This window comes from Halorubrum sp. Atlit-26R (assembly GCF_003666015.1).
Taxonomy (GTDB): domain Archaea; phylum Halobacteriota; class Halobacteria; order Halobacteriales; family Haloferacaceae; genus Halorubrum.
In genome coordinates, this window is sequence record NZ_QPLT01000017.1 from 1 (window position 1) to 26,204 (window position 26,204).

The 26,204-nt window shown below is 58.7% G+C and carries 22 protein-coding genes, 2 pseudogenes and 1 CRISPR repeat array (1 of these 25 running past the window's edge); of the genes and pseudogenes, 18 read left to right on the forward strand and 6 right to left on the reverse strand.

Translation table 11 applies throughout. The features are described 5' to 3' along the window. Positions 1-130 (reverse strand): annotated as a pseudogene (locus DVK07_RS15760) (IS5/IS1182 family transposase); the annotation flags it as partial. 81 nt (positions 131-211) lie between these two features. Here DVK07_RS15760 and DVK07_RS15765 point away from each other — a divergent pair. The 6 genes from DVK07_RS15765 (at position 212) to DVK07_RS15790 (ending at position 4,252) form a co-directional block, all read left to right on the forward strand. Next, complete coding sequence (locus DVK07_RS15765; RefSeq protein ID WP_121597946.1) at positions 212-562, forward strand: DUF6166 domain-containing protein; 351 nt, start codon at positions 212-214, stop codon at positions 560-562. Between the two features lie 21 nt (positions 563-583). Further along, on the forward strand, positions 584-865 hold the full coding sequence (locus DVK07_RS15770) for a hypothetical protein (protein ID WP_121597947.1): 282 nt from the start codon (positions 584-586) through the stop codon (positions 863-865). A 37-nt stretch (positions 866-902) separates the two neighbouring features. Continuing rightward, complete coding sequence (locus DVK07_RS15775) at positions 903-1,568, forward strand: helix-turn-helix domain-containing protein (protein WP_121597948.1); 666 nt, start codon at positions 903-905, stop codon at positions 1,566-1,568. A 159-nt stretch (positions 1,569-1,727) separates the two neighbouring features. Next, complete coding sequence (locus DVK07_RS15780) at positions 1,728-2,075, forward strand: hypothetical protein (RefSeq protein ID WP_121597984.1); 348 nt, start codon at positions 1,728-1,730, stop codon at positions 2,073-2,075. Positions 2,076-2,159: 84 nt separating this feature from the next. Further along, a complete protein-coding gene (locus tag DVK07_RS15785; protein ID WP_121597949.1) occupies positions 2,160-3,089 on the forward strand; it encodes an ArdC-like ssDNA-binding domain-containing protein in 930 nt (309 codons plus the stop codon). An 815-nt stretch (positions 3,090-3,904) separates the two neighbouring features. Next, positions 3,905-4,252 carry a DUF6788 family protein gene (locus DVK07_RS15790; protein ID WP_121597950.1) on the forward strand — a complete coding sequence of 116 codons (348 nt, stop codon included), beginning with the start codon at positions 3,905-3,907 and terminating at the stop codon, positions 4,250-4,252. Between the two features lie 391 nt (positions 4,253-4,643). Here DVK07_RS15790 and DVK07_RS15795 read toward each other — a convergent pair whose 3' ends face one another. The 3 genes from DVK07_RS15795 to DVK07_RS15800 all read right to left on the reverse strand — a co-directional run bounded on the left by DVK07_RS15795 (position 4,644) and on the right by DVK07_RS15800 (position 6,620). Next, positions 4,644-5,081, reverse strand: coding sequence for a TRAM domain-containing protein (locus DVK07_RS15795; RefSeq protein ID WP_121597951.1), 438 nt, complete (start codon positions 5,079-5,081; stop codon positions 4,644-4,646). Between the two features lie 103 nt (positions 5,082-5,184). Beyond that, the gene (locus tag DVK07_RS22295) at positions 5,185-5,478 is read right to left on the reverse strand and encodes a hypothetical protein (RefSeq protein WP_127341344.1); all 294 of its coding nucleotides are present in this window, start codon (positions 5,476-5,478) and stop codon (positions 5,185-5,187) included. A gap of 158 nt (positions 5,479-5,636) precedes the next feature. Continuing rightward, complete coding sequence (locus tag DVK07_RS15800) at positions 5,637-6,620, reverse strand: hypothetical protein (protein WP_121597952.1); 984 nt, start codon at positions 6,618-6,620, stop codon at positions 5,637-5,639. Between the two features lie 754 nt (positions 6,621-7,374). Here DVK07_RS15800 and DVK07_RS15805 point away from each other — a divergent pair. The 4 genes from DVK07_RS15805 to DVK07_RS22745 all read left to right on the forward strand — a co-directional run bounded on the left by DVK07_RS15805 (position 7,375) and on the right by DVK07_RS22745 (position 10,194). After that, complete coding sequence (locus DVK07_RS15805) at positions 7,375-8,655, forward strand: Cdc6/Cdc18 family protein (protein ID WP_121597953.1); 1,281 nt, start codon at positions 7,375-7,377, stop codon at positions 8,653-8,655. 142 nt (positions 8,656-8,797) lie between these two features. Next, positions 8,798-9,067 (forward strand): hypothetical protein, encoded by a 270-nt coding sequence (locus tag DVK07_RS15810; protein ID WP_007344139.1) that lies wholly within the window; start codon positions 8,798-8,800, stop codon positions 9,065-9,067. Further along, the gene (locus DVK07_RS15815; RefSeq protein ID WP_007992872.1) at positions 9,068-9,319 is read left to right on the forward strand and encodes a type II toxin-antitoxin system HicA family toxin; all 252 of its coding nucleotides are present in this window, start codon (positions 9,068-9,070) and stop codon (positions 9,317-9,319) included. 593 nt (positions 9,320-9,912) lie between these two features. Continuing rightward, positions 9,913-10,194, forward strand: a complete 282-nt coding sequence (locus DVK07_RS22745; protein ID WP_158603169.1) for a hypothetical protein — start codon at positions 9,913-9,915, stop codon at positions 10,192-10,194. On the opposite strand, the gene DVK07_RS15820 is transcribed toward DVK07_RS22745, so the two are convergent. Both DVK07_RS15820 and DVK07_RS15825 read right to left on the reverse strand, forming a co-directional pair. Next, the gene (locus tag DVK07_RS15820) at positions 10,144-11,112 is read right to left on the reverse strand and encodes a restriction endonuclease (protein ID WP_121597954.1); all 969 of its coding nucleotides are present in this window, start codon (positions 11,110-11,112) and stop codon (positions 10,144-10,146) included. The genes DVK07_RS22745 and DVK07_RS15820 overlap by 51 nt on opposite strands. Before the next feature lie 60 nt (positions 11,113-11,172). After that, positions 11,173-11,398, reverse strand: a pseudogene (locus tag DVK07_RS15825) (hypothetical protein); the annotation flags it as partial. A 634-nt stretch (positions 11,399-12,032) separates the two neighbouring features. Between DVK07_RS15825 and cas6 the strand changes: the two are divergent. From cas6 to cas2, 8 genes are read left to right on the forward strand one after another with little or no spacing between them, the layout of a single operon-like run. Continuing rightward, a complete protein-coding gene (gene cas6, locus DVK07_RS15830) occupies positions 12,033-12,839 on the forward strand; it encodes a CRISPR-associated endoribonuclease Cas6 (RefSeq protein WP_121597955.1) in 807 nt (268 codons plus the stop codon). Further along, complete coding sequence (cas8b, locus tag DVK07_RS15835; RefSeq protein WP_121597956.1) at positions 12,836-14,986, forward strand: type I-B CRISPR-associated protein Cas8b/Csh1; 2,151 nt, start codon at positions 12,836-12,838, stop codon at positions 14,984-14,986. Before cas6 ends, cas8b begins: the two co-directional genes overlap by 4 nt. Further along, positions 14,983-16,101, forward strand: a complete 1,119-nt coding sequence (gene cas7b / locus DVK07_RS15840) for a type I-B CRISPR-associated protein Cas7/Csh2 (protein WP_121597957.1) — start codon at positions 14,983-14,985, stop codon at positions 16,099-16,101. Before cas8b ends, cas7b begins: the two co-directional genes overlap by 4 nt. Beyond that, positions 16,101-16,892 carry a type I-B CRISPR-associated protein Cas5b gene (gene cas5b / locus DVK07_RS15845; protein WP_121597958.1) on the forward strand — a complete coding sequence of 264 codons (792 nt, stop codon included), beginning with the start codon at positions 16,101-16,103 and terminating at the stop codon, positions 16,890-16,892. The genes cas7b and cas5b overlap by 1 nt, the downstream gene beginning before the upstream one ends. A 19-nt stretch (positions 16,893-16,911) precedes the next feature. Further along, entirely contained in the window at positions 16,912-19,599 is a 2,688-nt protein-coding gene (locus DVK07_RS15850; protein ID WP_121597959.1) for a CRISPR-associated endonuclease Cas3'', read from the forward strand. Then, on the forward strand, positions 19,596-20,141 hold the full coding sequence (gene cas4 / locus DVK07_RS15855) for a CRISPR-associated protein Cas4 (protein ID WP_121597960.1): 546 nt from the start codon (positions 19,596-19,598) through the stop codon (positions 20,139-20,141). Before DVK07_RS15850 ends, cas4 begins: the two co-directional genes overlap by 4 nt. 2 nt (positions 20,142-20,143) lie before the next feature. Then, complete coding sequence (gene cas1b / locus DVK07_RS15860) at positions 20,144-21,136, forward strand: type I-B CRISPR-associated endonuclease Cas1b (RefSeq protein ID WP_121597961.1); 993 nt, start codon at positions 20,144-20,146, stop codon at positions 21,134-21,136. Beyond that, positions 21,137-21,397, forward strand: a complete 261-nt coding sequence (gene cas2 / locus DVK07_RS15865; RefSeq protein WP_053772986.1) for a CRISPR-associated endonuclease Cas2 — start codon at positions 21,137-21,139, stop codon at positions 21,395-21,397. It begins immediately after the preceding gene. Between the two features lie 101 nt (positions 21,398-21,498). Continuing rightward, positions 21,499-26,204: direct repeats of the CRISPR family, unit length 30 nt; unit sequence GTTTCAGACGTACCCTCGTGGGGTTGAAGC (it continues 3,974 nt past the right edge of the window).

Genomic DNA, 26,204 nt, shown 5'->3' on the forward strand with positions numbered 1-26,204 from the left:
GAAGACAGTGTAGCACAACGTGTTTCCAGCGGGCGAACCCGCCGCTGGCGGGCTCGCCCGCGTGCTTTCCCAACGCTTGTTTGACTAGGCGACGACACTGCTCAACGAAGTCGAGGAGATCGACTTCCATGGACAGAATCGATTTCCTCGGCTTCGTCCTTCTACTCCGTGATAACAGCTGATTAGATCGCTATTCAACACAGCAATTCAAATGACACCTGAGGCCTACATCGGGGAACGGCGGCAAGGCCGACTAGTCGTTGTGCGGGTACCCGAAGGAACGCGACTAACGCCTGATCGAAGCCTGGAACTCACAAATCACAGTCCGAGCGGATTCGAGGTTGGATACTGTGGCAGTGGTCCGGCGCAACTCGCGCTCGCACTCCTCCTCGACTACACGGGTGACGAAGCGTTCGCCCTCGACCACTATCAGGAGTTCAAAACCGAGGTCGTGAGCCAACTGGACTGTACTGGGTCCGACGAGTACTGGCGACTCACCGCCAGTGAAATCGACGCAGTCCCTCACGAAACACCCGACGAACCGGTCGCACCGACTATCTAAACCGATCACCGAGAGCAATCTATGTCAGAACACACTCAGCAGGCTGATACGAACGCTGAATCGACAGAAACCAGTGAGCAGCCGTCACGTACGGAGTACGTCGAACGTAGTGACGTCGGCGTCTCCCTCACCGTGAAGCTCAAACGTGGAACCGGAACTCGAGATCAGGACGAGGTGATTGCGAAGGCGAAAGGTAAGACCCTCGAAGACGCCCGCGAGGACATGGAAATCCTCCGGGAGTACATCCACGATCTCGCTGAGGACGCCCGCCAGATCCAGCCAGCAGACCCACACAAAGAGTAATACTTTTGTCTGTTACACAAATTTGTGTATCTATAGAATGTATGAAGTGTGCGGTGAGAAGGAATTCAAGGTCCTCCTCGCGCTCGACCCAGGCGATTCCATCTCCGGCGTCGCACGGAAGATCGACGAGAATCGGGAGACGATTCGGCGCGTCGTGAACCGTCTCGAGGAGGCCGGCTACGTCGCGTATGATGATGGTCTCCAGTTCCTTGATCAGACGATTCGGGATGTCGGGCTCGAATTCCTGGCCGCAGCAGCGGCTACCTCACCGCCGTCAATCTCGGAGGCGTACGTCCTTCCGCAGTTCGCCGGCATGGACTACGCATTCACCGCTATCGATGCAGTCTACGTCTGGACTCGCGGTGGCTATCAGGTCGCTCGCGAACCGCAGGACTATCCGCTGTTCATCGCCGTCCACGAGTCCGATTTTGACGCCTGGACGGCGTTCTTCGACCGATTTGAGATCCCGACTGCGGAGGAACGCCAACCTGCCGCCGAATTCGACGGTGCCATCCAGATCGTCCTCGAGCCCCGTTCAGAAATCGAGGCCGAGATGGTCGACGGACGACCCGTCATCCCGCTTCAGGACACCGTGGCGTTCGCAAACGAGTACTACGCGACCTTCGAGTCCGCACTCGACATGCTCGGCCGGATGTACGACGACGTCGATACAGATGCGAACTATCGCATGGAGCCTGCCTGAAATCAAAATTCAACGACAGACCGCATTCGGCGACGACGGCCAACTCAAAGTGAGCGAGACGAGCGTCTACCTCCCGCCGGCGTAACGCATCGTGCTGTTTTTGTGCCCCCAGAAAGGGCGGGGGCTCAAGCCAGTGAGTCCTCCGAGAAGGAGATTATCGTGAGTCAACAACAGCGTCCGAACGACGTCTCAATCGACGACATTCCACTCGACGTATCGAATACCCAATCAGGCGAAGTCGATTCCGCTGAGGTACCCGAAGAGATCGAATCGATCACCCGTGGGCTCGCCGGTGAGCATCCACCGACCAATCCGCTCATCGTGCTGAAGGCAGCTCGCTGGTGGTACATCCATGGAAAGGGCGGCACCGATCCCGCCTTTCGATGGGCCATCGAGTGGGCGCGGCACCTCGCGACCGACACGCCCAGCGACGTCGAACACTTCAACGAGTTCCTCGAGTACCTCGTCACGGTTGGCTTCGGGGACGAACCCCACGAGCTCCGCTAACCGCAAGCGGTTTTTTGTGCGCCCCGGAGGGTGCGGCGCGTCTTGAACTGACGCAGTCGCGGTAAACTCGATTCGGTGAATACAATGGCTACGACTAGTGATTCGTCGGTCTCCTTCGACCAGACCGACACGCGATCCGACGAGATGAACAGTACGATCGAACAGTGGATCGACGACCTCGTCGTCGGCGTCGACGACGCGCAGGCTAGCGCGGAGTTCCAGGAGTGGCTCGACATCCAGAGTCGCTTTCACGACTACTCCTACCGGAACACGCTCCTCATCAAGCAGCAGTGTCCCGAGGCGAGCCGGGTGGCGGGCTACCGTACGTGGCAGGAGGAGTTCGACCGCCACGTCAAGGAGGGCGAGTCGGCCATCTGGATCTGGGCGCCGATCATCACCAAGCAGTGCCCGGAATGCGAGAACTCGCCGAGCTACCACGAGGACAGTGACTGTGAGTACGACGAGACACCGTCCGAGGACTGGTCCAAAGGTCTGGTTGGCTTCAAGCCCACAGCTGTCTTCGACGCCTCCCAGACCGAGGGCGAGCCGCTTCCCGAACTCGAAACGGAGGCCACTGGGGATGGCGAAGGGTTGGTGCCCGTACTCACGGCTGCAGCTGATGACCTCGGCGTGAGTGTGGAGATCGTCGACGCTGCCGAATGGGACCATGGCGACGCGAAGGGTATCTGTAAACATCAGAAGCCAGACAATGACCGCCCTGTCGTCGAGGCGAAAGCCCGTGAGAATCAGGCCGACCTGGCGGTAACACTCGTTCATGAGTACGCTCACGCGCTGCTTCATGACGATGTCGACGACGCGACTGAGCGCGCGAAACGAGAGGTGGAAGCCGAAGCTGTGGGGTACATCGTCGGGCGGTACTGCGGACTCGACACCAGTGGGTCAGCGTTCTACCTTGCCGCGTGGCAGGACGACGACTCGGTGGTCCTCCAGGAGCGTCTCAGTCGAATCAGTTCGTGTGCACAGGATATCATCGGAGTGGTTACTGAGGGCTGACCCAACATCTCTTCCAGTTTAACCAACAAACGGAGGTAACTACTGCTCTTTGTTGGTTAAGTTTATCAGCGCCCGCCGAGGGGCGGAGGCGCATTCTCACCTCCGTCGAGAGCGTCTTAATTTCTGTTAAGGGCGTATTCCTCGGGGCGCAGAAAACTACAGACAGCGGTGAGGACAGCCTAGGTATCTAATACATCACCGCTGGTGACTGTAGCTACGTGATGGCCATTCACAACTCACAGTCAGGCACCCGCCTCGGAGAAGTACTTCCACTCCGCTCGCCCGAAGTATAAGTCACAGAGTCTCAAATTTTGAGGAGAGGGAGCACCGCTGAGTCGGTTTCAACAACCAGATCAGCTCTAAAACAGTGTCACACGCTCCCTCTCCCCTCGAAGTAGCCCGTGAACTCGTGAGAATGAGTCCTAATGACCCAGAGACGGTCCGTGGCGACTGCTCGTTCTGTGGCGAGACAGTCACCGGTCGGCACGCAATCATCCACTATGAGACCGCTGACGGTGGCCCTGGCGTGTGGGCCGAATGTCCAGGCTGTGGCGAGATCGTTGACCCAACCGATGCTCAGTAAACAGTTCATCCAGCAGATCGTCAGACCTGAGCCGTCATCAACAGTTCACCACGAGTGCCGTCACTGTGGGTGCAGCGTGGAGAAAGACGTCGATGAATGTCCACAGTGTGGCTCTGACGAGATTGCGGCCTACGACCTGGAGTAATTGCTGAAGGGCTCACAGTTGGTGGAAGGAGTCCAATACCTTATGTAGCACCCGAACGCTAATATGGCCCCAATTGTTACATAAGGCATGGAGCAGCCGTCACCACCCACCTCGCTCCCGAAGTATCTCGCTGAGGGGCTTCCAAAACAGGACACGGAGACGCTCCAAGAGGTACAGAGCTACGTCGAGGCGCTCATCGAGTATCGCGACCAGTCGGTTGACACCGAGGAGCTCCCCGAGACTGCCGAGCCCGTCGAGGGGTCTGATAGCGAAGGAAGCGGGACCGTCGTCAAAGAGAAAGTCACCTGTGGCGACGCGAGCTGTAAATGTGCCAGCGGAGACCCCGCGGATATGCACGGCCCGTATCTCTATCGCTATTATCGTGAGAATGGGACGATGAAATCAGAGTACATCGGGAAGCCGGGAAGTGAGTAGTGGTGAGTCGGCCGACGTAACGAGGAGAACACGCCACGGTCGACATCGACTAACGAGCATCCCGGGGAGAGGTACGCTTTTCACTGTACGGCTACCTAGATAACGGTATATAATGAACTGGGACAGTGAGCGAGAGATGGCGAAGGACGTCGAGGAGAACGAAGAACTGTACGAGGCGCTCGCAGACGACGATACCGACGACGACGAAGAGTATTGACCTCCTCCTCCGCGTAAATGTGCCAGCGGAGATCCAGCTGATATACACGGCCCGTATCTCTATCGCTACTATCGTGAGAACGGCACAATGAAATCGGAGTACGTCGGGAAGCCAGAAAGTGAGTAGTGGTGTTGGAGGTTTGTCATAACCACCCGTTCGTGCCAACCTACGGTCCTAGACTTCCCCGCGAAGGGCGTCATCAACGACATCAGCGAACGCAACGTTCTCACGCACCTGTTGCATCTCGACGGTGACGCGGTCTCCGACACTCGTTTCGGGAACGATCACGACGTAACCGTGCTCAACTTTCGCGATCCCGTCACCTTGGTCACCGAGATTCTCGATTTCAACGTCTCGCTGTTCACCTTCCTCGACAGGCGGGCCGTCGTATTCGTGTTGCTGAGCAGCGTGGTCATCTGACTGAGTGACCTCAGTCGTGTCGGTGGCTTCGGTATCGGACGTCGATGTCGATATGAGCGCAACACGGTATGTTTTATCCTCAGAGAGTGTCCCGGTGGCTATCTCACGGTCTGGCACAGGTATCTGGTAGGTGCCATCGTCCTCCTCAACAGTCCCAGTATACAGTGTTTGGAGCGTCTCAGAAATGTCCATAAATCGCGTATTGTGTTGATTCGTGCCAGCTGACTTGTTTCTAGCGTTTCTAGTGCTCTCAACTGAACACCGTCGGTCTGATCAAGGTTCCCGAGAGACCACTTCAGGACTCATCGCCAGCATCAAACACGGCCGCAAAGTCTTCGAGAAGCTCCTGTGGCGATCGCTCATCACTACGAGACGGGAGTGGAGCTTCCCAGCATTCGATCTCGAGCGTGCGCGCATTCGACACCGACTCCGGTTCGGTTGTCACATTGAAAATCCCGGTATGATAGATCGCCAGCAGTCGCTGCTCATGAACGGTGACGTAATCGATTCCGGCCCGGTCCAGGACTGTTGAAACATTAGTAGGCTCAGATAACGAGACAGAGACGCTTGGAGACGGCGAGTCGGTCATACCAGGTCCTAGGTCTATTCTACTGATAAAACCCAACTTGAGTACGATCCGGATACACCATCTGGCCAGTTGCCGTGGCCGGTCTGTCGTCTCCCAACGAGTACGATAGAACAGTCCTCCCGCAGTCTCGGCCGTGACAGTATCCGCCCAGACGCCGGCTACCCACCAGTTGAACGAGTATGGAAGGATGTCCCGGAGTCAAAGCTGGTGAGCTCGGTGATACGCTGCTCTAACTCTTCGATCTCAGCTTGGAGCTCGGTTGTGTCTTCGTCGGCTCCAGCTAACTGATCTTTCAGCCCTTGGAGACGGCTTTCTTTCATTTCGTCGTCGACGTCGGCCTTCCGTACATACTCGCTCTCTTCAATCTCGTAGACATCGGATTCAGAGAGTGACGTTACCTCCAACGCGTCATCGAGTTTGCTCGTGTCGACGCTCATCACCCGCTCAGGGTCGATCCCTTCTGCTTCCAGTAGCTCAAGGACTGCTTCGTCATCTTTGAGTGTTCGATTCCGACGGACAGCCCGTTGAACGGACCCGTATTGACCACTCACAGGTTGATCGTGATGGAGGCGGTCAAGCAAGACGCCACGGACCTCCTGCCGAAGATCGTTGGCGTTGCGCTGGACGTCGGACAGCAGCGTGTAGAGATTCACGAGCGTCGGCACGTCTAGTTCGGTGAGTGACGTCACATCGTGCTGCTCGAGTGCGTCGATCAACAGGAGGGCATCTGCATAGACCGGGATATCGGGCTCTTCTCGTGGACCATCGTCGTGTTCAACCGTGTGCGCCTCGACAAGCGGCGACGGTGTTGGCGTCTCACTTTCGGAGAGGGTCCCGTCCCGGTCGTCGATAGTGAATCGCGGATGGAGACTCATGACGGTGGCATACGGTTCAGCCCCGGGTGGGAGGCGATCGAGATCGAACGACCCAGTCGCATCGTCAACGCGCTCAAACAGCGTCTCAAACTGCTCTCGCTGGAGCGGGACGGTCTCACTGTCGCCCTGATACTCGATCAGTACTCGGTGTTGCTGGACGTCGGTGATGTGAAACGGCTTCTGAGAGAGCGGAGTGAGGAGTGTAGCGTCTGCTGGAAGCTCCTCCACGTTGTCGAGGAGATTGTCCCACGTCACTCGAAACGACATACTGGCGATTCAGTACTGCGAGACAAAAACATACGGGCGTACGTGATTGAGCTCACCGTGATTAACCAACAGATAGCAGCAGAAGCGCCAGTTTGTTGGTTAATGGCTCGAACTTGTCCTCAGAGGATCTTTCCAAGATCTCCGACACCGCCTAGGTGTGGGGTGACAGAGGTCGTTTCGCGAGTTCCGTCTGTCCTGATTACTACCCCACCCCCCACTTTTCACGAGAGTTCTCGAATATATCCAGCACACAACTAAAATCGAGAGCTACAGTTCACCAAGCACACGATTGTCTGCTACCACCCACCCCACTTTTCACGAGAGTTGCTCCAGCTCTCGTTTCTCTGTACGAACATACCAACGTGGTCGTACTGTCTACAACCCCCCACCCCCCATTTTTCACGAGAGTTGCTATTAGAGACGAGGTAGTGAAACGATGTCTGCTACTCTCTTAGCACTCTTCTACAGCACAATTAACCGCTATAATAGCCGTGCGGGTATGGTTCCGAGCGATGTGGTATAAAGGTTTGCGTGTTAGTAAAGGGATCTCGGCCCTCCCCACCGTCTTTACCGCGGAACTCTCGTGAAAAGTGGGGGGAGGGGGTTCGTCATCTCTGTCTAGTTTTGTTCGCGAATACTACCGTATCTGTGTGGTGTATCTATGTCTCATGAAGGCATGGTGTACACAGATGAAACTGATGAGACTCATGAAGGTGTGGTTTTAAGTAACGCCGTGGTTACAAGTCGAGTAATAATGGGGCTGGAACGGTTCAAACCCGATTCTACAATTTTTGCTGATGAAGCAGTGCTTCGAGACGGGTATCGGCCTGATCAGTTAATCGAGCGAGATAACGAACTCAAGCAGTACCAGTCGGCTCTGAAACCCGTGATCAACGGAGCACCACCGAAAAACCTGTTTCTATATGGGCAGACAGGCGTGGGAAAGACGCTCTCATCTCGAATGATTATTGAGCGGCTAGACGAGGATCAACAGAATCTAGATGACGTTGATGTACACTTTGCCGAATTGAATTGTAAATCGCTGAACTCGAGCTACCAGGTAGCTGCGAATCTGATAAACGAGTTTCGAGAGCCGGAGGAGCAGATCAAGCCGACAGGATATCCATCTGGGATGATATACACGATGCTATTCGAAGAACTCGAAAAACTCGACGCTACGCATTGCCTAGTAGTTTTAGACGAGATCGATGCTATCGGAAATGATGACGACATCCTATACAAACTTCCTCGCGCTAACGATAATGGGAATGTCAGAGAGACGTCTGTCGGGGTTATCGGGATCTCGAACGATTTCACTTTCCGAGATAACCTTTCTGCACGGGTGAAAGACTCCCTGTGCGACGAGGAGATTCATTTCCCACCGTATGATGCGAATGAACTCGGGAACATCTTGAAGCAACGAGCATCCGAAGCATTCCACGATACGACTGCATCGCAACTTGATAATGGAGCGTTCGAGTTATCATCAGATATTCTTGAAGATGATGTGATCCCGTTATGTGCAGCGTTCGCGGCGCAAGATTCTGGGAGCGCCCGGCAAGCGCTCAAGCTGTTGTACAAGGCCGGTGATATGGCGCGTGACGAGGAAAGTGACTGTATCACTGAGGAGCATGTTCGTCGTGCGGATGAAGCGGTTGAGCGGGATAAAGTGCGGGAGGAACTAGGACGACTCCCCACACAATCAAAATTAACGCTGTACGGACTATTGTTGCTCGAGCAGGAGAGTGCGCTCCCAGCTAAGCGAAATCGGATCTACGAGCGGTATGTGTTGGCTGCAAAGCGTATCGACGCGGATGTCCGTACCGACCGCACTATTCATAACCGCTTGTCCCAGTTGACGCTGAAAGGATTTCTTGACGTTCGCGAGCAAAACAAAGGCCCGAAAGGTGGGAGTTACTATGAGTACGAGTTCTCAATTCGTGCAGACATCGTGCGTGATGTACTCCAAGGAGATAGTCGCCTACAAGAGTTGTTTGACGGAATTGATGGAGACATGACTCTCGACAAGTTTTGATACAGATCTCTTTTTGACTGGTTCATTGCTAACTAACTCCAATAAATGGGTACGGATAGCCAGTAGCGCAGCGTCAGGCTCGTGAAAAAGTAGCTTGGTAACGCCCCAAACCCTTATTCGGCTTTCATCACGTAGATAGAGCATGGCCACGTCGACGAGAGAGGGCGATGACCACGAGGACGAGATCCGTCTCTGGCGGGAAGATGGGTGGTGGGTCGCCAAAGACGTCGAGACGGGGGTGACGACTCAGGGGACCTCACGCGCCGTTGCGTTGGAGAATCTCGATGAAGCAGTGGCTCTCCATCGAGGAGAGATTGGACACGAACCGACGGATGTAGAACTCGAGGAGTTAGGTATCGATCCGGAGGACAACACAACCGGGGAACAGCACCCCCCGGACGTGCTCGAATAGATGGGAAGACGGACGTTTTCAGGACACGAAATTGCCAAGGTCCTCGTCAATGCTGGTGGCTTCGAATGGCGGCGGACAGCCGGAGACCACGCACAGTTGTACTATGAGCATCCGACGAACGAAGATGATCGCCGCCAGGTGACTGTTCCGTTACACGACGAGCTTCGAACCGGGACGCTCCGTGAAATCGCCGACGGAGCGGGTGCGCAAGACTTTGACGAGTTCTGTGACTGGATCGATCGGAACGCGTAGCACATTGAGAAATCAGATACGGGTTGAGCAAGAACTTCCACAGCACAATCCATGTGAGTTGGACCTCGCTTTGATTAACCAACATAGACGGCAGAAGCGTCTGGCGTGTTGGTTAAGTCATCTCGTCTTTGTGTAGAACTGCTGAAAATCCTCTCGACAATGAGGGTCTGTCCCTCTCCCGTTTCCGAAGCTTTTGGTGACAAGAGATAGCGGGAACCCACACACCACTATTTCCGAAGCTATCCACGAGAGAAGAAGGGGCTATAAAAAAGGCGGCATAAATAGTTGAGAGTCTCATCGATTAACTGGATTCTGTTGTCCTCGATATAACATCTATTTTCGACGTACTGCCCCGACGACGAACTGGCCTCGACAGGACCGTCAGCAGATTGTACGCAATCGCGTCGGTGGTTTGAACACTTGAACGAGTGGTGTGTAAGGTCGACATCTGGTCTTCGGAGACACTTGAAGACGTGGTGTGTGTGTGAGATCGGCTGGGATTTCAGCGTCGATCGCTGTCGGCGTACAGCTCGAAACACTCGAAGCGCCGGAGGGTGAGGACAGAGACAAGCGAGGTGCCGTCGCGGAGGCCGGTGATCTACTCCTCTCTTCCCGGTGGTTGGACAATATCTCCGAGGGATCGGACCACTGGGATGCGCAAGAAGTTGGAGGGCGGATCGAACCTCTTCGGTGGTTGGGATATCGTTCGAGTCCTCCATGCCCACGACGATCCACCGGACGTCCTCCGCTGTCTCCACGGCTCCGTCGGCACGCTCGAGAGCTCGGATGACCGCAAGCAGGGTTTCTCCAGCATCGATGCGGTCCTAGATGTACTCATTGAGGAGGTCGAGCCTGTCGTCTTGGAAGGCTCCTGAGCGTGTCAAGAGGGCCAGTATCTCCTCGGGTGGGACGGCATACTCGTCCCGGCGATTGAGGAGCTCGACGAGGTCGTCAACGGCGATGGTCGTTAGCTCGGTCGTTTCGGCGTTATCGATCACCTTCGGAGCAAAGCCTGGGGCGACCACGATGGCGTGATCAGCCCCACGCTGGCGCCGGTGTTTGTCCACGTTGGTGACCTCTAGAGAGTTGACTCGTCCGTTCCCTCGGGCCTTCACTTCGACAACGACGTGTTCGGGGGATCGGATCTCCACGTCGGTGTCACCCCCTCCCTCGATCCAGTCGGCGGCACAGCCCAGCCGAGAGAAGGCCTTCGCAACGAGTTTCTCGAACTCCTCGTGGGCGTTCCCATCTGTGCTGGCCGCCTGGAGCTGGTCAGCAAGGTCGGGAGCTGGTTCGTCGTCTTCGTCGTCGACGGGGTGAACACGTTCGCCGGCATCGGTCAGGTCGGCAATGGCAGTCTCGACTGATTCCTCGCCAGAGAGTTGGTTGAGGCGCTTGTCAGCGACCCGGGTGAATCCCTGCGGGCGATAGGTCTCATCATAGCCAACGAGTTCGTTGAACTCCTCAATGTCGACGTCGACTTCCTCAACATCGGTGAGGAAGGTCATGTACTCCCACGGGCTTTCCTCGTTCCAACGCCCGTGTTCAACGTTTTCTCTCCAGAGATACTCCGCAAGGTCCGGGTCGTGCCGGAGTTGGAGGACTTGACCTCTCGCGACGAACGCGCCATCGTGGTAGACGAGCGCGATGTCGTTGCGTTCGACGTTCCGCCACGTCCCATCTACTGAGGTACCCCAGACGTGGACGAGATCGTTGTCAGATGTCGTCCGAAACAGTTCGAGGTCGTCATTGAGGTAGGACTCAATATCCTCAATTGGGTGCCCATATCTCACCCATTGAGGATTTCAACAGAGCCGAGGGATTCGGTCCCGGAATAACAGTTCGTATGCGCATTATGACGGCGACCCGACCTCACTCCCGGGTTTGAACTCGGTCAACTCCTCAGCGCTGCTCATGCTCGTCGACTTCCTGACGAAGCTCCTCGGCGTTGGGATCGTCGCTCAGCGCCAACTGATCCTTCAGTCCCTACAGGCGCGTTTCTTTGCGCTCCTCGTCGACGTCGGCTTTCCGCACATACTCGCTCTCCTCGATCTCGTAGACGTCTGTCTCGAAAAGATCGTCTCGATACGTCGATGCCAACCGGCGTCGACGTTTGCGCGACCGCTACGCAGATACCGACAGAAACCACTTCCCCGTGGCAGCTGTCAAATCGAACGCCCGTTCGGGTACGTTTTAGACGCACCGGCATGTGATTGAAGCTACGAGTCCTCCTGAAGCTGCGAGACATGATCGAGACCGCATTTCAGACATGCCTTTGTGAGGTTGAAGCAGGAGCGTGTGGGTACCAAGTCACTCCCATATTAGTAAAAAAATTAAGCCGACCAAGTAATTTCCATATTGGTAGAAAGAATTAAGCCGGTAGCGAGAAAATAGGCTGTTGATGAAGCCAATAATATGATGCTTGCCTCAGGGGAGTAGATATTCCCGATATCTACTCCAGACCCTAGGCATGCAAGCACCGTACGGAAACTGCTGCGATAGGTGAGTACACGTCCAGCACTCATGATGTTTGTGGCTTGACGAGGCACCCAATCTGTATCAGATGAACGCAACTGCGGTTGAAGTTACCAGTATGGTGTCAACACCGTCACAAGTTTCAGATGAACTTCGGTGAGGTGGGTGTTGGCATGTACTTCTCATCAGGGGAAAAGAATAACTACCATAGGATCGGTACCTAAATCGACATAACACTGTGAGACTACTAGCACGGCTACACGCGCGGGCTGATGCCGCATACGACAACGCGTATCACCACAAGCTCCGAGGTCGGATCTGGCGAGCGTTGCAAGGCACGGAGTACGAACAGTATCATGACGAAAACCGCCCACCGGGATTCAATTACAGTAACCCCTTCCCGCCGGGAGATATGCAGGAAGGGGACGAGCGAACTCTGCTGATTTCGGCCCCCCAAGAGCAACTACTGGCCGATGTTGCAGAAGACCTGACTGCCGATCGCGAGCTCAATATCGGCCAGATGCCGTTCCATATCGACGAACTCACGTCACTATCACCGGATGTCGGCGAACCAGGGAGCAGCGGGACGATCGAGACTGGCACTGGACTCCTCGTTCGCATCCCACCATGGCGTTGTGACGATTATGGAATTGAGAACCCCGGCGAAGAGGCGGTGTACTGGCAGCCAGAACACACAATCGAGCCACTGCGCGAGCAGGTCGAAGCGAATCTCGACCAGAAACACGATCTGTTCAGCCCGGAATACCTTCCCGGCCCAAGCGACACTGAGGGCGATCTCTTCGAGGGATACGAGCTACTGAAGACGTTCGCCGTCCCGCTCCAGGTAACCGCAGACCAGGAGCTAACCTTCGTGCTCTCGAAGTGGCAGTTCAACTACACCGTCCGAGACGATGACCATCGACGCCACCTCAACCTCGCGCTGGACTGCGGGCTTGGGGAACGAAACGCGCTGGGATTGGGCTTCTGTAACCTGGTCGAGAAGCGCAACCCGTACGGCGAACCCGCGGCGGAGGTCCACGGATGAGTCTGCTCCCCGAGCCGTCGACGTTCGAGAAGCGTTACAGCGATGACGAGAAGCTGGCGAGCGAGCTGCCTGATCGACCGATCACCTCGCTCCGCGATCTCCAGTACGTCTACGGGCGTCTATACACGCTTGCAACCGCCGGAGGTGGCGAGTACGCAGCCTACCTGACGCCGGAAAAATCGACCGACCTGTTCGACGAGCCCGAGAGCCTACTCTATCTCCGCGTCGATCTGAGTGGAGACAAGCCCCGCCTCGACCCCGACCAACCGATCGGTGTCGAGAGCTACGGCGAGGAGAAAGTCGAGGCAGTCGCCCACTCGTGGTATAACGCCGCAAAAGGATTCGACCACAGTGTCACCCACCGAACGGGCAAGAACAAAGAGCCAGAGAAGGTCGCGGAGTATCTCCACGAACGACTCACCGCGTGGGCAGCCGACGACGTGATCCAAGAGGCTGTCGCCGATCACGAAGACGGATGGATCGTCGACGCGCTCGCCGAACTCGGCGAGAGTGAGGGACTTAGAGAGCGCATCGAGACAGCCGTCGACGAACAGCTCGACGGCAAGACGACGGCGCTCACGACCGTCGCAGTCAAACTCGAGCCTGACGGCGAGTATCTCCTTCCGGGTGAGGCGAGTTCCGTGTTCAACGAAGCAATGCGAGCGCGCAAGCGATCGAAGCTCGTCTCGAAGGGAGAGGCTACGGACTCCATCGGTGAGGCAACCGATCTCGTGACCGGCAATCGAGGCCCGACTGTCGGGACAGCTGAGGATCCGCTGAACTACTTCCTTGGCAAGCAGCTTGAGAAGTTCCCCGGGTTCGATCCAGACGAGGCGTGGCGGACGCACCCAGTCTCGGAAGACGTTGCAGTGACGCTGATGAACGCGAGTACGTTCGTCGACGCCTGCGACTACTACACGATGGGAGCGAACGTCTACTACCTCCCGTACTTCTTCGGGCGGCTCGGTCCGGCAGACGCGAGGGACCTCTACGGACTCCTCTACGACCTAGTACACGCCGGAGAGATGAGCCCGCTAGAGAGCGCCTACCGAAGCTATCAGGACACCCCGCGACTGCAGGAAGTGGGAGAACGCTTCCGGTTCTACGTCGCCGCGGTGATGGAACACCAGACGAAGCGCTTCGACGTGTTCGGCGACAGCATGGACGGGACGCTATTCTCGCCGGTCGAGCTCACTAGAGCTCACCAGCGGGTGCTCCAGTCGTGGCTGTACGACGCGGAGGGTGACGCCGACCACCCCGGTCCGGGGCTTCGAGCCGCGTTCCCGACACCGGACAACTGGGACATCTTCGTTCCGGAGGAGTCGGCATTGCTGAGCATCCTCGCAACCGGTTGGTACTTCGAACAGACGTTCGCGCCGGCCGATGACGACGACGCCAGCGCCGACGACTACCGGATCCGTGCGCTCGTGGCTGTGCTCTCGGGCGAACCGCTCGATGTCGAGATGGTGCTCACAGAGTACGTGGAACGACTGCTCGAGGACGAGGGCGAGGAGTTCCCGAGCTTCCGTGTCTCCGCACAGTACGCACAGCTCTGTGCGCTCGCTGAAGCGGGGCTTCTCACCGGACGCGACGCGTACGAACCGGTTACAGAGCCGCGGCAGTTGACACACAACCATACAGACGATATGCAACAGGACACACCAGCCCGAGCTGACGGCGGGAACGTCGCCGCGGCTCGGGAGACGAAGCTCGAACAGTTCCTTGAACAGACGCCGGCGCTCGCGGAGGATCAGCCTGAACGGCGTGGCAGTTTCCTCCTCGGAGCACTGGTCGGTCAAGTAACCGGCTACCAGCAAGTCAGTGAGGGGCGCTCGACGACGCTAATCGACCAGTACCCGATCAAGGCCGTCACAGAGTCGAAGCTGAAGCGCCTTGCCAGCGACGTGCTCGACAAGAACATCGTCTACTCCCGGGAGAACAATATGGCGGGGACGATGTACAGCGAGGTTGTCGATCGGCTGGTGACGACGCTCCCCCAGATCGATATCGACGGCGACTGGAAACTCGACACGACGGACCTTCGATTCTACTACTCGCTCGGGGTTGCCTACGGGATGAACAACTGGGCGAGCAGCGACGACGAACAGGCCGATGGCCAGCCCGCAGCCGAGGAGGAAGAAGCATGACCGACGACACATACGCCGACGACAGCTACGAGCCGGTAACGAACCGATCCGAGATCGTCTTCTGCTACGACGCCGTCGACGCCAACCCGAACGGGAACCCCCTGAGCGGGGCGAACCGGCCGCGAATCGATCCCGAGACCCAGCAGGCGATCGTGACCGATGTCCGGCTGAAGCGCTACCTCCGCGACCAGCTAGACGACGACGGCCACGGCGTCTACGTGCGAAACGTGAAAAACGAGGCGGGCAAGCAGTCCTCGCGTGAAGACCTGCTCGCCGATCGGATGCGCGAACTGGATCCCGAGGACTGGGATCTCGACGATCTGGATGACGACGAGGCGGCCGAACTCCGCGAGGAAGTATTCGGCACATTCCTCGGCGCCAGCGCCGACGTGCGCTACTTCGGTGCGACGATGAGCGTCGACATGAAGGGAAATTACGAGGGGTTCGAGGACTACCTTCCAGACCACTTCACCGGGCCGGTCCAGTTCTCGCCCGCGAAGACGCTTCACCCTGTAACCGAGAACGAGGAGTACAACAGCCTCACGAGCGTTATCGCGACCGGTGAGGGGAAAGAGCAGGGTGGGTTCGACCTCGACGACCACCGTATTCAGTACGGCTTCATAGCGTTTCACGGATTGGTCGACGAGAATGGTGCCGCCGACACGAAACTCTCTGAGGCGGACGTCGAGCGTCTCGACACCCTCCCGTGGCGTGCGATCAAGAATCAGACCATCAGCCGGAGCAAGGTCGGCCAAGAGCCACGACTCTACCTCCGTGTGGAGTACGAGGACGAGAGCTTCCACCTCGGCGGGCTCACTCGCGATCTCGACATCGACGAAGAGCGCTCGGCCCCTGTGGACGAACTCCGAAACGTCCGAGAGTTCACGCTCGATGGGACTGAGCTCGTCTCTCGGTTGGGCCGCCACGCCGACCGTATCGCCCGCGTTCGTGTCGTCGCCAGCGACGTGCTCGACGTGACCGTCGGCGATGAGGTCTACACTGCGGGCGACAAGCCCAGCGAGCATGGCTTCTATGACGCGCTCCGCGAGGCTGTCGGCGACGCGGTCGAGGTCGTCGACGTCTACGACGAGGCTGCCGCGACGATGCCCAAGTGATGACCCAAGAGTCACTTGAGAGCTGGACCGACGAGGGCGACGGGCTCCCAGAGACGTGTCTCTCGTTCGAACTCCGCGGAGAGTGGGGTCACTTTCGACGGGTTGAGGGGAACATCGTCAAACAGACGTACCGGATCATTCCCCGGACGACCGTCGCCGGCCTCGTCGCCGCGATGCTCGGACTAGACCGAGACAGCTACTACGAGGCGTTCAGCCAGAACGTGTCGGCTGTCGCGGTGGAGCCGATCGACGAGCTCCGAGCGATCAATATGCCGATGAACACGCTCTCGACGGCCAAAGAGCACATGACGACGATGCCCAGCCGCGGGCATGCACGGATCTCGATGCCGGACCCGTCGGAACTCCGCCAGCAACATAACTACGAGGTGCTGGTCGAACCGGCCTACCGTGTCGACCTTCAGCTCGCGAACGACGATCTCCGAGGCCGACTGCAGGACCGACTCCGCGATGGGACGTCCTACTACCCGCCGAGTCTCGGCCTCTCGGAGCATCTTGCAGAGGTCACGTATCTCGGCGAGTTCGAGGTAACGCCACACGAGCGCGAGACTGCCAATGTCGATTCGGCGGTACTCGAAGCCGTCGATAGCGTCGAACTTACCCCTGAAACGGAGGTCAAAGTCGAACGGTCACCGGCGTTTATGGCGGCCGACGAAGGTGGTCGGACGACGACAGCGTTCCAGTCGATTGCGTACGCAACTGGAGCGGAGCCACTCCGAGTACATGATGTCAAGACCCACGAGGTCGACGGTCGACGGGTGATGTTCTCGTGAGCCGCGAGGGGGCGTAGTCATGGTCGATTTCACCGACCGACCGTCACACATCGGACCAGACGGGGAACAGATCCCACTCGAAGAGCATCTCGACGACGTCCGCGAGCGGGTCGGATGGCTCGTCCCCGACGACGCCGAGACGCCGGAGGGGAACTCACTCTCCGAGTTGGCGGAGGTGGTGACACGAGTCCACGATTTCGGAAAGTTGACCGCGTGGTTCCGCGAGCATCTCCTTTCGGACGACGCACAGCCAGCTGGACCGAAACACCACGCCCCGATATCGGCGCTACTCGCCCACTACGCGTTGGAGGCACGCGGGTTCGACGGCGCCGATCAGCTCGTCGGCTTTCTGGCCGTCGCGAGACACCACGGACGCCTCCCCGATACCGCCGACTACGTGCACCGAGCGAGCGTCGAGCAGTCTGGACGGATACAGACACTCTACCGGTCCGACGCGCTCGAACAGGCAGCACACATCGACGAGACGGTTCCTGAACTCGCTGAGGCACTCGTGGACCGAGCGACGGGCGGTGCTGGAGACTGGGAAACGTTCCACGAACGGCTCGCCGATTCCGATACAGCCATCGAGCTCCCGTGGGTCGCGGAAGCCGTCTGTAGCGGCCGGCGACTTCGCCCCGCACCGGAGAAACTTCCTCCCAGCTTCTACGAGTCAGTGCTACAGGTCTGGAGTGCGCTCGTTTTCGCCGACAAGGCGAGCGCGACGTACCTATCGACCGGAATCGAAATCGGCCGGAAGGCCTACCGGTCGCCGACCCCTGGGCGGCTAGAAATCGACGCGTACATCGACAAACTCCAGACTGAGAACGCTGAGACAGAGCTGGACCCGCGCACGGAACAGATGAACGAGCGGCGCGAGGACGCTCGACAGGAGGTTCACGCTCGCGCCAAAGAGTTCGTCCATGACGATCGGAACGTCGCGACGCTGACGCTCCCGACGGGCATGGGGAAGACACTCACTGGACTGGACGCCGCCCTAACAGTGCTCGAGGGGAGTGAGATGGCGTCGAACCCTAACGAGGGGCGTCTTGTCTATGCACTGCCGTACACGTCTATTATCGATCAGGTGGCTGAACAGAGCCGCGAACTGTTCGGGACCGGTGAGAGAGGCGAACGGCTCACCGTCGACCACCACCTTGCGGATACCCTCGTCTCGCCGCCGGACGAGCCCGAATCAGTCGCCGACGACGCCGTCGAGAACGTCGCCGCCCTCCTCGGCGAGAGCTGGCGGTCGGGGATGGTCGTGACGACGTTCGTCCAGGTGTTCGAGAGTCTGGCCGGGCCGACAAACGCCCGCTCGATGAAGCTCCCCTCGCTGTACGGGAGCGTGGTAGTTCTTGACGAACCGCAGGCGCTGCCGCTCGAGTGGTGGCCGCTTGTGGACCGGCTGGTCGAACTGTTGACCGAGGAGTACGGTGCGTCGGTGATCGCCATGACGGCCACTCAGCCCGAACTCCTGTCTGCGGGCGACCGAGAGCCGTTCTCCCTTGTCGCGGATCCTGATCCGTACTACGACGAGCTGGACCGGCTCGACTTCGTGCTTCACCCGTCCGCGATCGCGATGCTTCCCGGGCAGGACAGTGAAGAGAGCGACACGATCGACGACGACGCGCAGTCAGCAGCACTCTCCTACGACCGAGCCGGCGACCTCGTTGCGACCCGGGCCGACGACGGCGATTCGGTGTTGGCGATCTGCAACACGATCGACAGCGCGCGTGAGCTCGCCGAGTCAGTTGCCGACCGAACAATACCAGTGGACGTCAATGAGGTGTACGACGAACTGCTCAACGACGCGGATGAATCGACCGAATCGATACCGCCCAAGCGAACGAGTGCCGACGCGGTCCGTCGACGACGCTCGGGGCAACCGCTGTTGGTCCACCTCACGACACGCCACCGGCCGTGTGACCGACGCCACCTCATCGACGTGGCGTCCGACCTCGCCGAAGCGGGTGAACCAGTGTTGTTCGTCTCCACCCAGCTGGTCGAGGCCGGCGTCGACGTGAGCTTCGACGAGGTCATCCGTGATTTCGCGCCGATGGACAGCCTCGTACAGGCTGCGGGTCGGTGTAACCGGTCATACGGCCACGACCGTGGGCGCGTGACGGTCTGGCAGCTTGCGCCGCCGCCGAACCGTGAGACAACGCCCGCAAGCGCGGTCTACGGTCGAGGAGAGAGTCTCACCAAATTGACTGGCCAAGCGCTGGCAACGGTCTACGACGGTGACCCGATGCCCGAGCCAGACGTTACTCGAAACGCCGTCGAACACTACTTCGACCTGCTCGATGGGCGTGATGTCGGTGCCGACGAGTACGTGGAATACCTCGAGCGGGCAGAAGCCGAACAGCTCGGGCGACTCTCGCTCATCGACGAGCGGCCCGCCGTCGACGTGATCGTGACGAGAACGGCCGATGAGCGCGAGACCGTCGAAGAGATCCGGCGAGCGTTCGGCGAGTACCGGTGGGACGACCTGGACGGCCTCGTCGAGTCGACCGCGGACTGGCAGGTCTCCGTTCCCGTCTACCCCGGCGACGACGACACGATGGAGAAGCTCGCTGCATGCGAGCCGCTGTTCCCCGACACCGACCGGCTGGTGCTCGACGGGCGCCCGGGACGGCATGACGGCTACTTCGACGCCACCGACGGCGTCGTCATCCCTGACACGAGCGTGGAGGCACGTCTACTGTGAGCGATCCCGTCTCTCGGCTGGTGGCCACGGCACAGGGCGACGCCGTCGACAACCCGTTTCGCGTCACTGGCGTGATGATGCAGTACTACTACGTCTGTGAACGCGAGCTCTGGTTCGAGAGCCGGAACGTCGAAATCGACCGGGAGAACGCAAGCGTTGCCCGAGGGACTCGCGTCGATGAATCCTCCTATGGCGAACGTTCACAGGAGAACCTTCGACTCGGGATGATCGCTCTCGACCTACTTGAAGACGGTCGGGTGGTGGAGGTGAAACCCTCATCAACGTTGACAGAGCCAGCGCGAATGCAGCTCTCGTACTACCTCTGGTACCTCGATCGGGTATTAGGCGTCGAACGTGAGGGCGTGTTGGCACACCCGACTGAGCGTCGACGTGAGGACGTTTCCCTCGACGACGACCGATGCGACAAAGTCGAGTCGGCAATCCGAGGGATTCACACGATCGTGACCGCAGACAGCCCGCCGGAAGCCACTGAGAAACCGTACTGCGAGTCGTGTGCCTATCACGACTTCTGTTGGGTCTGATCATGGACAAGAACTACCACATCTTTTCGGACGGCCGCATCGAACGGAGCGAGGATACAGTTAGGTTGGAGACCGATGATGGCGAGAAAAAACATATCCCCGTCGAACACGCTGAGGCGATCTACCTGCACGGACAGATCGACTTCAACACGCGGCTGATGTCGTTTCTCAATGACCACGGCGTTGCTGTCCATGTCTTCGGATGGAACGATCGCTATGCAGGGTCACTGATGCCCGAACGCGGGCAGACGAGCGGTCGAACTGTCGTCGAGCAGGTCCGGGCGTACGACGATCCCGAGCAACGGCAGTCTCTCGCTGCCTCGTTCGTCCGTGGGAGTATCCACAACATGCGGACGAACGTCACGTACTACGACAGTCGGGAGTACGAGCTCGGTGGCGTAATCGAGGAGTTGGACAACGCGACTGCGCGTATCGACGACGCTGGCGATATCTCCGAGCTCATGGGTGTGGAAGCGACGGCCCGGAGAGCGTACTACCAGACGTTCGAGGCGGTTCTTCCCGACTCGTTCGCGTTCGACGGCCGAGAGTACAATCCACCACCGAATCCGGTGAACGCGCTCATTTCGTTCGGGAACAGTATGGTGTACGCAAACTGTGTCTCCGCAATCCGTGCTACCGCACTTGACCCGACCATCAGCTATCTCCACGAGCCGGGAGAACGGCGCTACTCCCTTTCGTTGGATATTGCCGACCTGTTCAAACCAGTGTTAACGGATCGGCTGCTGTTCAGACTGGTCAACCGTAAGCAGATCAGCCGGGACGATTTCCGAGACGAGGTCGGCTCCTGTCTACTTAATGAGGAAGGGCGAACGACGTTTCTGAAGGAGTTTGAGGAGACACTCGAACGAACAGTCGAGCATCCGACGCTGAACCGGAAGGTGAGCTATCAGTATCTGCTTCGCTTGGAGGTATACAAGCTCAAAAAGCACTTGTTAACCGGCGAATCCTATGATTCGTTCAAGCGGTGGTGGTAGATGTACGTCATCGTCGTCTACGACATGGAGGCTGACAGGACCCACCTGATGCTGAAGCTCTGTCGCCGATATCTTGTTCATGTTCAGAACTCAGTACTGGAAGGGGAAATCTCGGAGGGAGATCTAGCGACACTGAAGGGAGAGATTGAAGATCTCCTTCAGGAGGGAGAGTCAGTCATGGTCTACGAACTCTCTTCGGACCGGCTATTGAACCGTACCGTGTACGGGGACGACCCGACCGAAGATAGTCGGTTCCTCTAGCTGATGTCGACCCCCAGGGGGTTTGGGGGGGATTGCGGGTCGACGGAAATGATGAAGTGTATTCCACTGGTAGAGGTGGTATGGTGGGCAAAATCACCATGGTTTCAGACGTACCCTCGTGGGGTTGAAGCCTTCCGGTAGGCCTCCTGGAGGCTCTCCGTCTGCGCCGTTTCAGACGTACCCTCGTGGGGTTGAAGCACGACCTCGCCCTCGAGCACGATCTCCGAGTCCGGGTTTCAGACGTACCCTCGTGGGGTTGAAGCGGTCCTGGAGGAACGCCGACGTCGACCTCGTGGTTCGGTTTCAGACGTACCCTCGTGGGGTTGAAGCGGCTCGTCGTGGGCGAACACCCAGATCCAGGGGTCGCGTTTCAGACGTACCCTCGTGGGGTTGAAGCGCGATGAGGATGAGGCGGTCGCGGTTGTCCGTCGCGGTTTCAGACGTACCCTCGTGGGGTTGAAGCCCTGAGTGCAAGGTCGCGGCCTCGATCGACGAGTTGTTTCAGACGTACCCTCGTGGGGTTGAAGCGAGCTCGGCGTCGCTCGGGCCGCCGTCGACGACGGTTTCAGACGTACCCTCGTGGGGTTGAAGCTACCGGAACCCCCTGAGCGCCGTGAAACGCTCGCCCGTTTCAGACGTACCCTCGTGGGGTTGAAGCACGACCTCGCCCTCGAGCACGATCTCCGAGTCCGGTTTCAGACGTACCCTCGTGGGGTTGAAGCGCTTCGTCACGGTAGCAGTCGCCGCGCATCGTCATCGGTTTCAGACGTACCCTCGTGGGGTTGAAGCTCGGTCGGGTGCTCGTTGTCCTGCGAGGAGTGCTTGGTTTCAGACGTACCCTCGTGGGGTTGAAGCGGCTCCGGCAAAGCCCAGGGGAAGGTCGAAGTTGTTTCAGACGTACCCTCGTGGGGTTGAAGCGTCGAGGTCGCCGCTCCCGAGGTGATGGACGTCGAGTTTCAGACGTACCCTCGTGGGGTTGAAGCAGCCAGGGCCTACCGCTCGAGGTCCTCGCTGCGAGCGTTTCAGACGTACCCTCGTGGGGTTGAAGCTTGAAGTCGAACTGGTCGCCGTACTCGTCGACGACGTCGTTTCAGACGTACCCTCGTGGGGTTGAAGCGGCTCGAGGAGGAGCTCGTGGAGCGTGAAGTCCAGGGTTTCAGACGTACCCTCGTGGGGTTGAAGCAACTCGTACAGCCCGCGAGCGACACGCCGAACCCAGGGTTTCAGACGTACCCTCGTGGGGTTGAAGCACGACGACGGCGAGCGTGAGGCGGTTGGTGCCGTAGTTTCAGACGTACCCTCGTGGGGTTGAAGCAGGAGTTGGCACTGCCGCTCGTTGAAGTCGCCGATCGTTTCAGACGTACCCTCGTGGGGTTGAAGCACGCGTCTGAAGTCAACGGAGGGCCGCTCAATGACTAGTTTCAGACGTACCCTCGTGGGGTTGAAGCACGTTGGCGACCAGCTGGAGCACGCGTCGCTGCTCGCGTTTCAGACGTACCCTCGTGGGGTTGAAGCGCATCTTCGCTCAGACCGTCCTCGACGTCGACGAAGTTTCAGACGTACCCTCGTGGGGTTGAAGCCGCGTCGACGCGAAACACGAGCGCGCCGAGCAGCAGTTTCAGACGTACCCTCGTGGGGTTGAAGCCTCCTGATTGGCGAGCGTGTCGGCCTCCGTCTCCCCGTTTCAGACGTACCCTCGTGGGGTTGAAGCCGACGCTGTGTCGGGAGACGGGGTGAACGACCACGGGTTTCAGACGTACCCTCGTGGGGTTGAAGCCGCGACGGCGTCGACGCGCCGGTCAACACGCGGTTTCAGACGTACCCTCGTGGGGTTGAAGCGCGAGATAGCGCCCGAGGACTGATCAGAGCTCACAGGTTTCAGACGTACCCTCGTGGGGTTGAAGCGAATGGACCGAGGTCAGCGAGACGCGCGATCCCGGTTTCAGACGTACCCTCGTGGGGTTGAAGCCACAAGTTCGTCCGTATCCCAGACGGATCGACCAAGTTTCAGACGTACCCTCGTGGGGTTGAAGCGTCGCGATCATCGACATCATCGATGCCATCGCGACGTGTTTCAGACGTACCCTCGTGGGGTTGAAGCGAGGTGACGCTCAACACCAACGGCGATCTCCAGGTTTCAGACGTACCCTCGTGGGGTTGAAGCGACCGTCCCGCGATGGACGAAGTCGAGGAGGACAGGCGTTTCAGACGTACCCTCGTGGGGTTGAAGCTGTTGGCTACCGCAGGTCGTGAGCCGCTGCTCTCGGTGTTTCAGACGTACCCTCGTGGGGTTGAAGCAACCAGTTCTGGAGTGACTGGAGTCGCGAGCGCGCAGTTTCAGACGTACCCTCGTGGGGTTGAAGCTGCGGGCCGTCGAGCGCGGTCAGCGCGTCCCGCTCGTTTCAGACGTACCCTCGTGGGGTTGAAGCTTTCCGACCGGCGGGGCGTGTGGGTGCCGGCCATCGTTTCAGACGTACCCTCGTGGGGTTGAAGCGGTTGACGACCCCGAGACAATCCGCGGATGACCGAGGTTTCAGACGTACCCTCGTGGGGTTGAAGCGTGTCCGTCTGACCCCCACCACTTGCGTCGTCAGAGTTTCAGACGTACCCTCGTGGGGTTGAAGCGTTGACTCCAAGACGGGCGACGTGGCGACCGACGCGTTTCAGACGTACCCTCGTGGGGTTGAAGCGCTAAACGTCTGTGGCGATCCGAGTGTCTGGATCGGCGTTTCAGACGTACCCTCGTGGGGTTGAAGCAAGGACCAATATCTGACGACGTTTAGCGTGCGCCTCGTTTCAGACGTACCCTCGTGGGGTTGAAGCGCAAGCGCGGACGCATCCAAGTCGGGCCGACCATGGTTTCAGACGTACCCTCGTGGGGTTGAAGCCTTCATGAACTCGGTGATGGACGCGACCTCGGCGACGTTTCAGACGTACCCTCGTGGGGTTGAAGCGGCGAAGTCGGTCAGAACACTGGCAAGGTCGTTATCGTTTCAGACGTACCCTCGTGGGGTTGAAGCAGACGGTGCCGGGCGTGACGAGCGAGCGTCTTGCCGAGTTTCAGACGTACCCTCGTGGGGTTGAAGCTAATACCACCGAAAGCGCGACGATTAGCGGCGTTGGTTTCAGACGTACCCTCGTGGGGTTGAAGCCTAGCCGATACTAACCGACGAATAAATCAAGACACCGGTTTCAGACGTACCCTCGTGGGGTTGAAGCTCAGAAAGTTGAAGAACGCCGTTGATCCGGACGACGTTTCAGACGTACCCTCGTGGGGTTGAAGCTCCCGATCGAGGATTCGAAGCATATCGCGCTGAAAGTTTCAGACGTACCCTCGTGGGGTTGAAGCTAATGTCTGGATAGATACGTCCGAACCAGTATCTGGTTTCAGACGTACCCTCGTGGGGTTGAAGCTCGTGCCGACGGATCACGGCACGCATCTCCTCCCGGTTTCAGACGTACCCTCGTGGGGTTGAAGCGGGCGGTGCCGTATGTCGCCTGTGCGAGCGCGCCGAGGTTTCAGACGTACCCTCGTGGGGTTGAAGCCACCCGGGTATTTCGACTCTGCTTAAAAAACACCCGTTTCAGACGTACCCTCGTGGGGTTGAAGCTCGAGGAACCAGTACCGCGGGCTCAACCCGCGGTTTCAGACGTACCCTCGTGGGGTTGAAGCCACCACAACACCGGACACAACGACAGACCTCTCGACGTTTCAGACGTACCCTCGTGGGGTTGAAGCACCTCGTGGAGGTCGGCCTCTCTGCTTCGGACCGGTTTCAGACGTACCCTCGTGGGGTTGAAGCGACACTCGCCGCCGCGTCAAGCCGGGCCGCCCCACGGTTTCAGACGTACCCTCGTGGGGTTGAAGCCTTCCAGCCTACGGACTGATGTTGAGCGTATCGCACAGTTTCAGACGTACCCTCGTGGGGTTGAAGCGGCGTCGATCTGGACTGGTTCATCTCCGAGATCGGTTTCAGACGTACCCTCGTGGGGTTGAAGCTGGTCGTCTGTGTGCCGCTGAACCGAGGTCGGTCGCGTTTCAGACGTACCCTCGTGGGGTTGAAGCAACGCGCGAAACCCGCGAGCGGACTCGACCAGATGTGTTTCAGACGTACCCTCGTGGGGTTGAAGCGTGTGGCCACCGGGTGTATCGCCGAGAAGGTGTACGTGTTTCAGACGTACCCTCGTGGGGTTGAAGCTCAACGTCGAGGTCAAGACCGACCTCGTCCTCGAGGTTTCAGACGTACCCTCGTGGGGTTGAAGCTCACGCCGCTCCTGAGCGGTCTGAACAGCATCGTGGTTTCAGACGTACCCTCGTGGGGTTGAAGCCGTTCGGGGATCACGCCCCTCGGCAAGCTCTGGTTGTTTCAGACGTACCCTCGTGGGGTTGAAGCGACGGGCCGGCGCGGTGGCGGGAGCTATCGCTGTTGTTTCAGACGTACCCTCGTGGGGTTGAAGCGTTTAGGCTCTGACACGGCGACAATAAACGCAGACGTTTCAGACGTACCCTCGTGGGGTTGAAGCCTCCTCGAGATACTCCGGCAACTCGGGCTCGGGGGTTTCAGACGTACCCTCGTGGGGTTGAAGCTCGTCTCTCCGGCCTCCGCGCTTCGAGTCACCGACGTTTCAGACGTACCCTCGTGGGGTTGAAGCCCGTTGTAGACGACGCTCGGGTCCCCGCCGATAGTTTCAGACGTACCCTCGTGGGGTTGAAGCCGCTCCGGTAGATCCGTCCGGCGCGACCGGCGGCAGTTTCAGACGTACCCTCGTGGGGTTGAAGCCCTCGCGGCCCGCGACTCCACGCGTG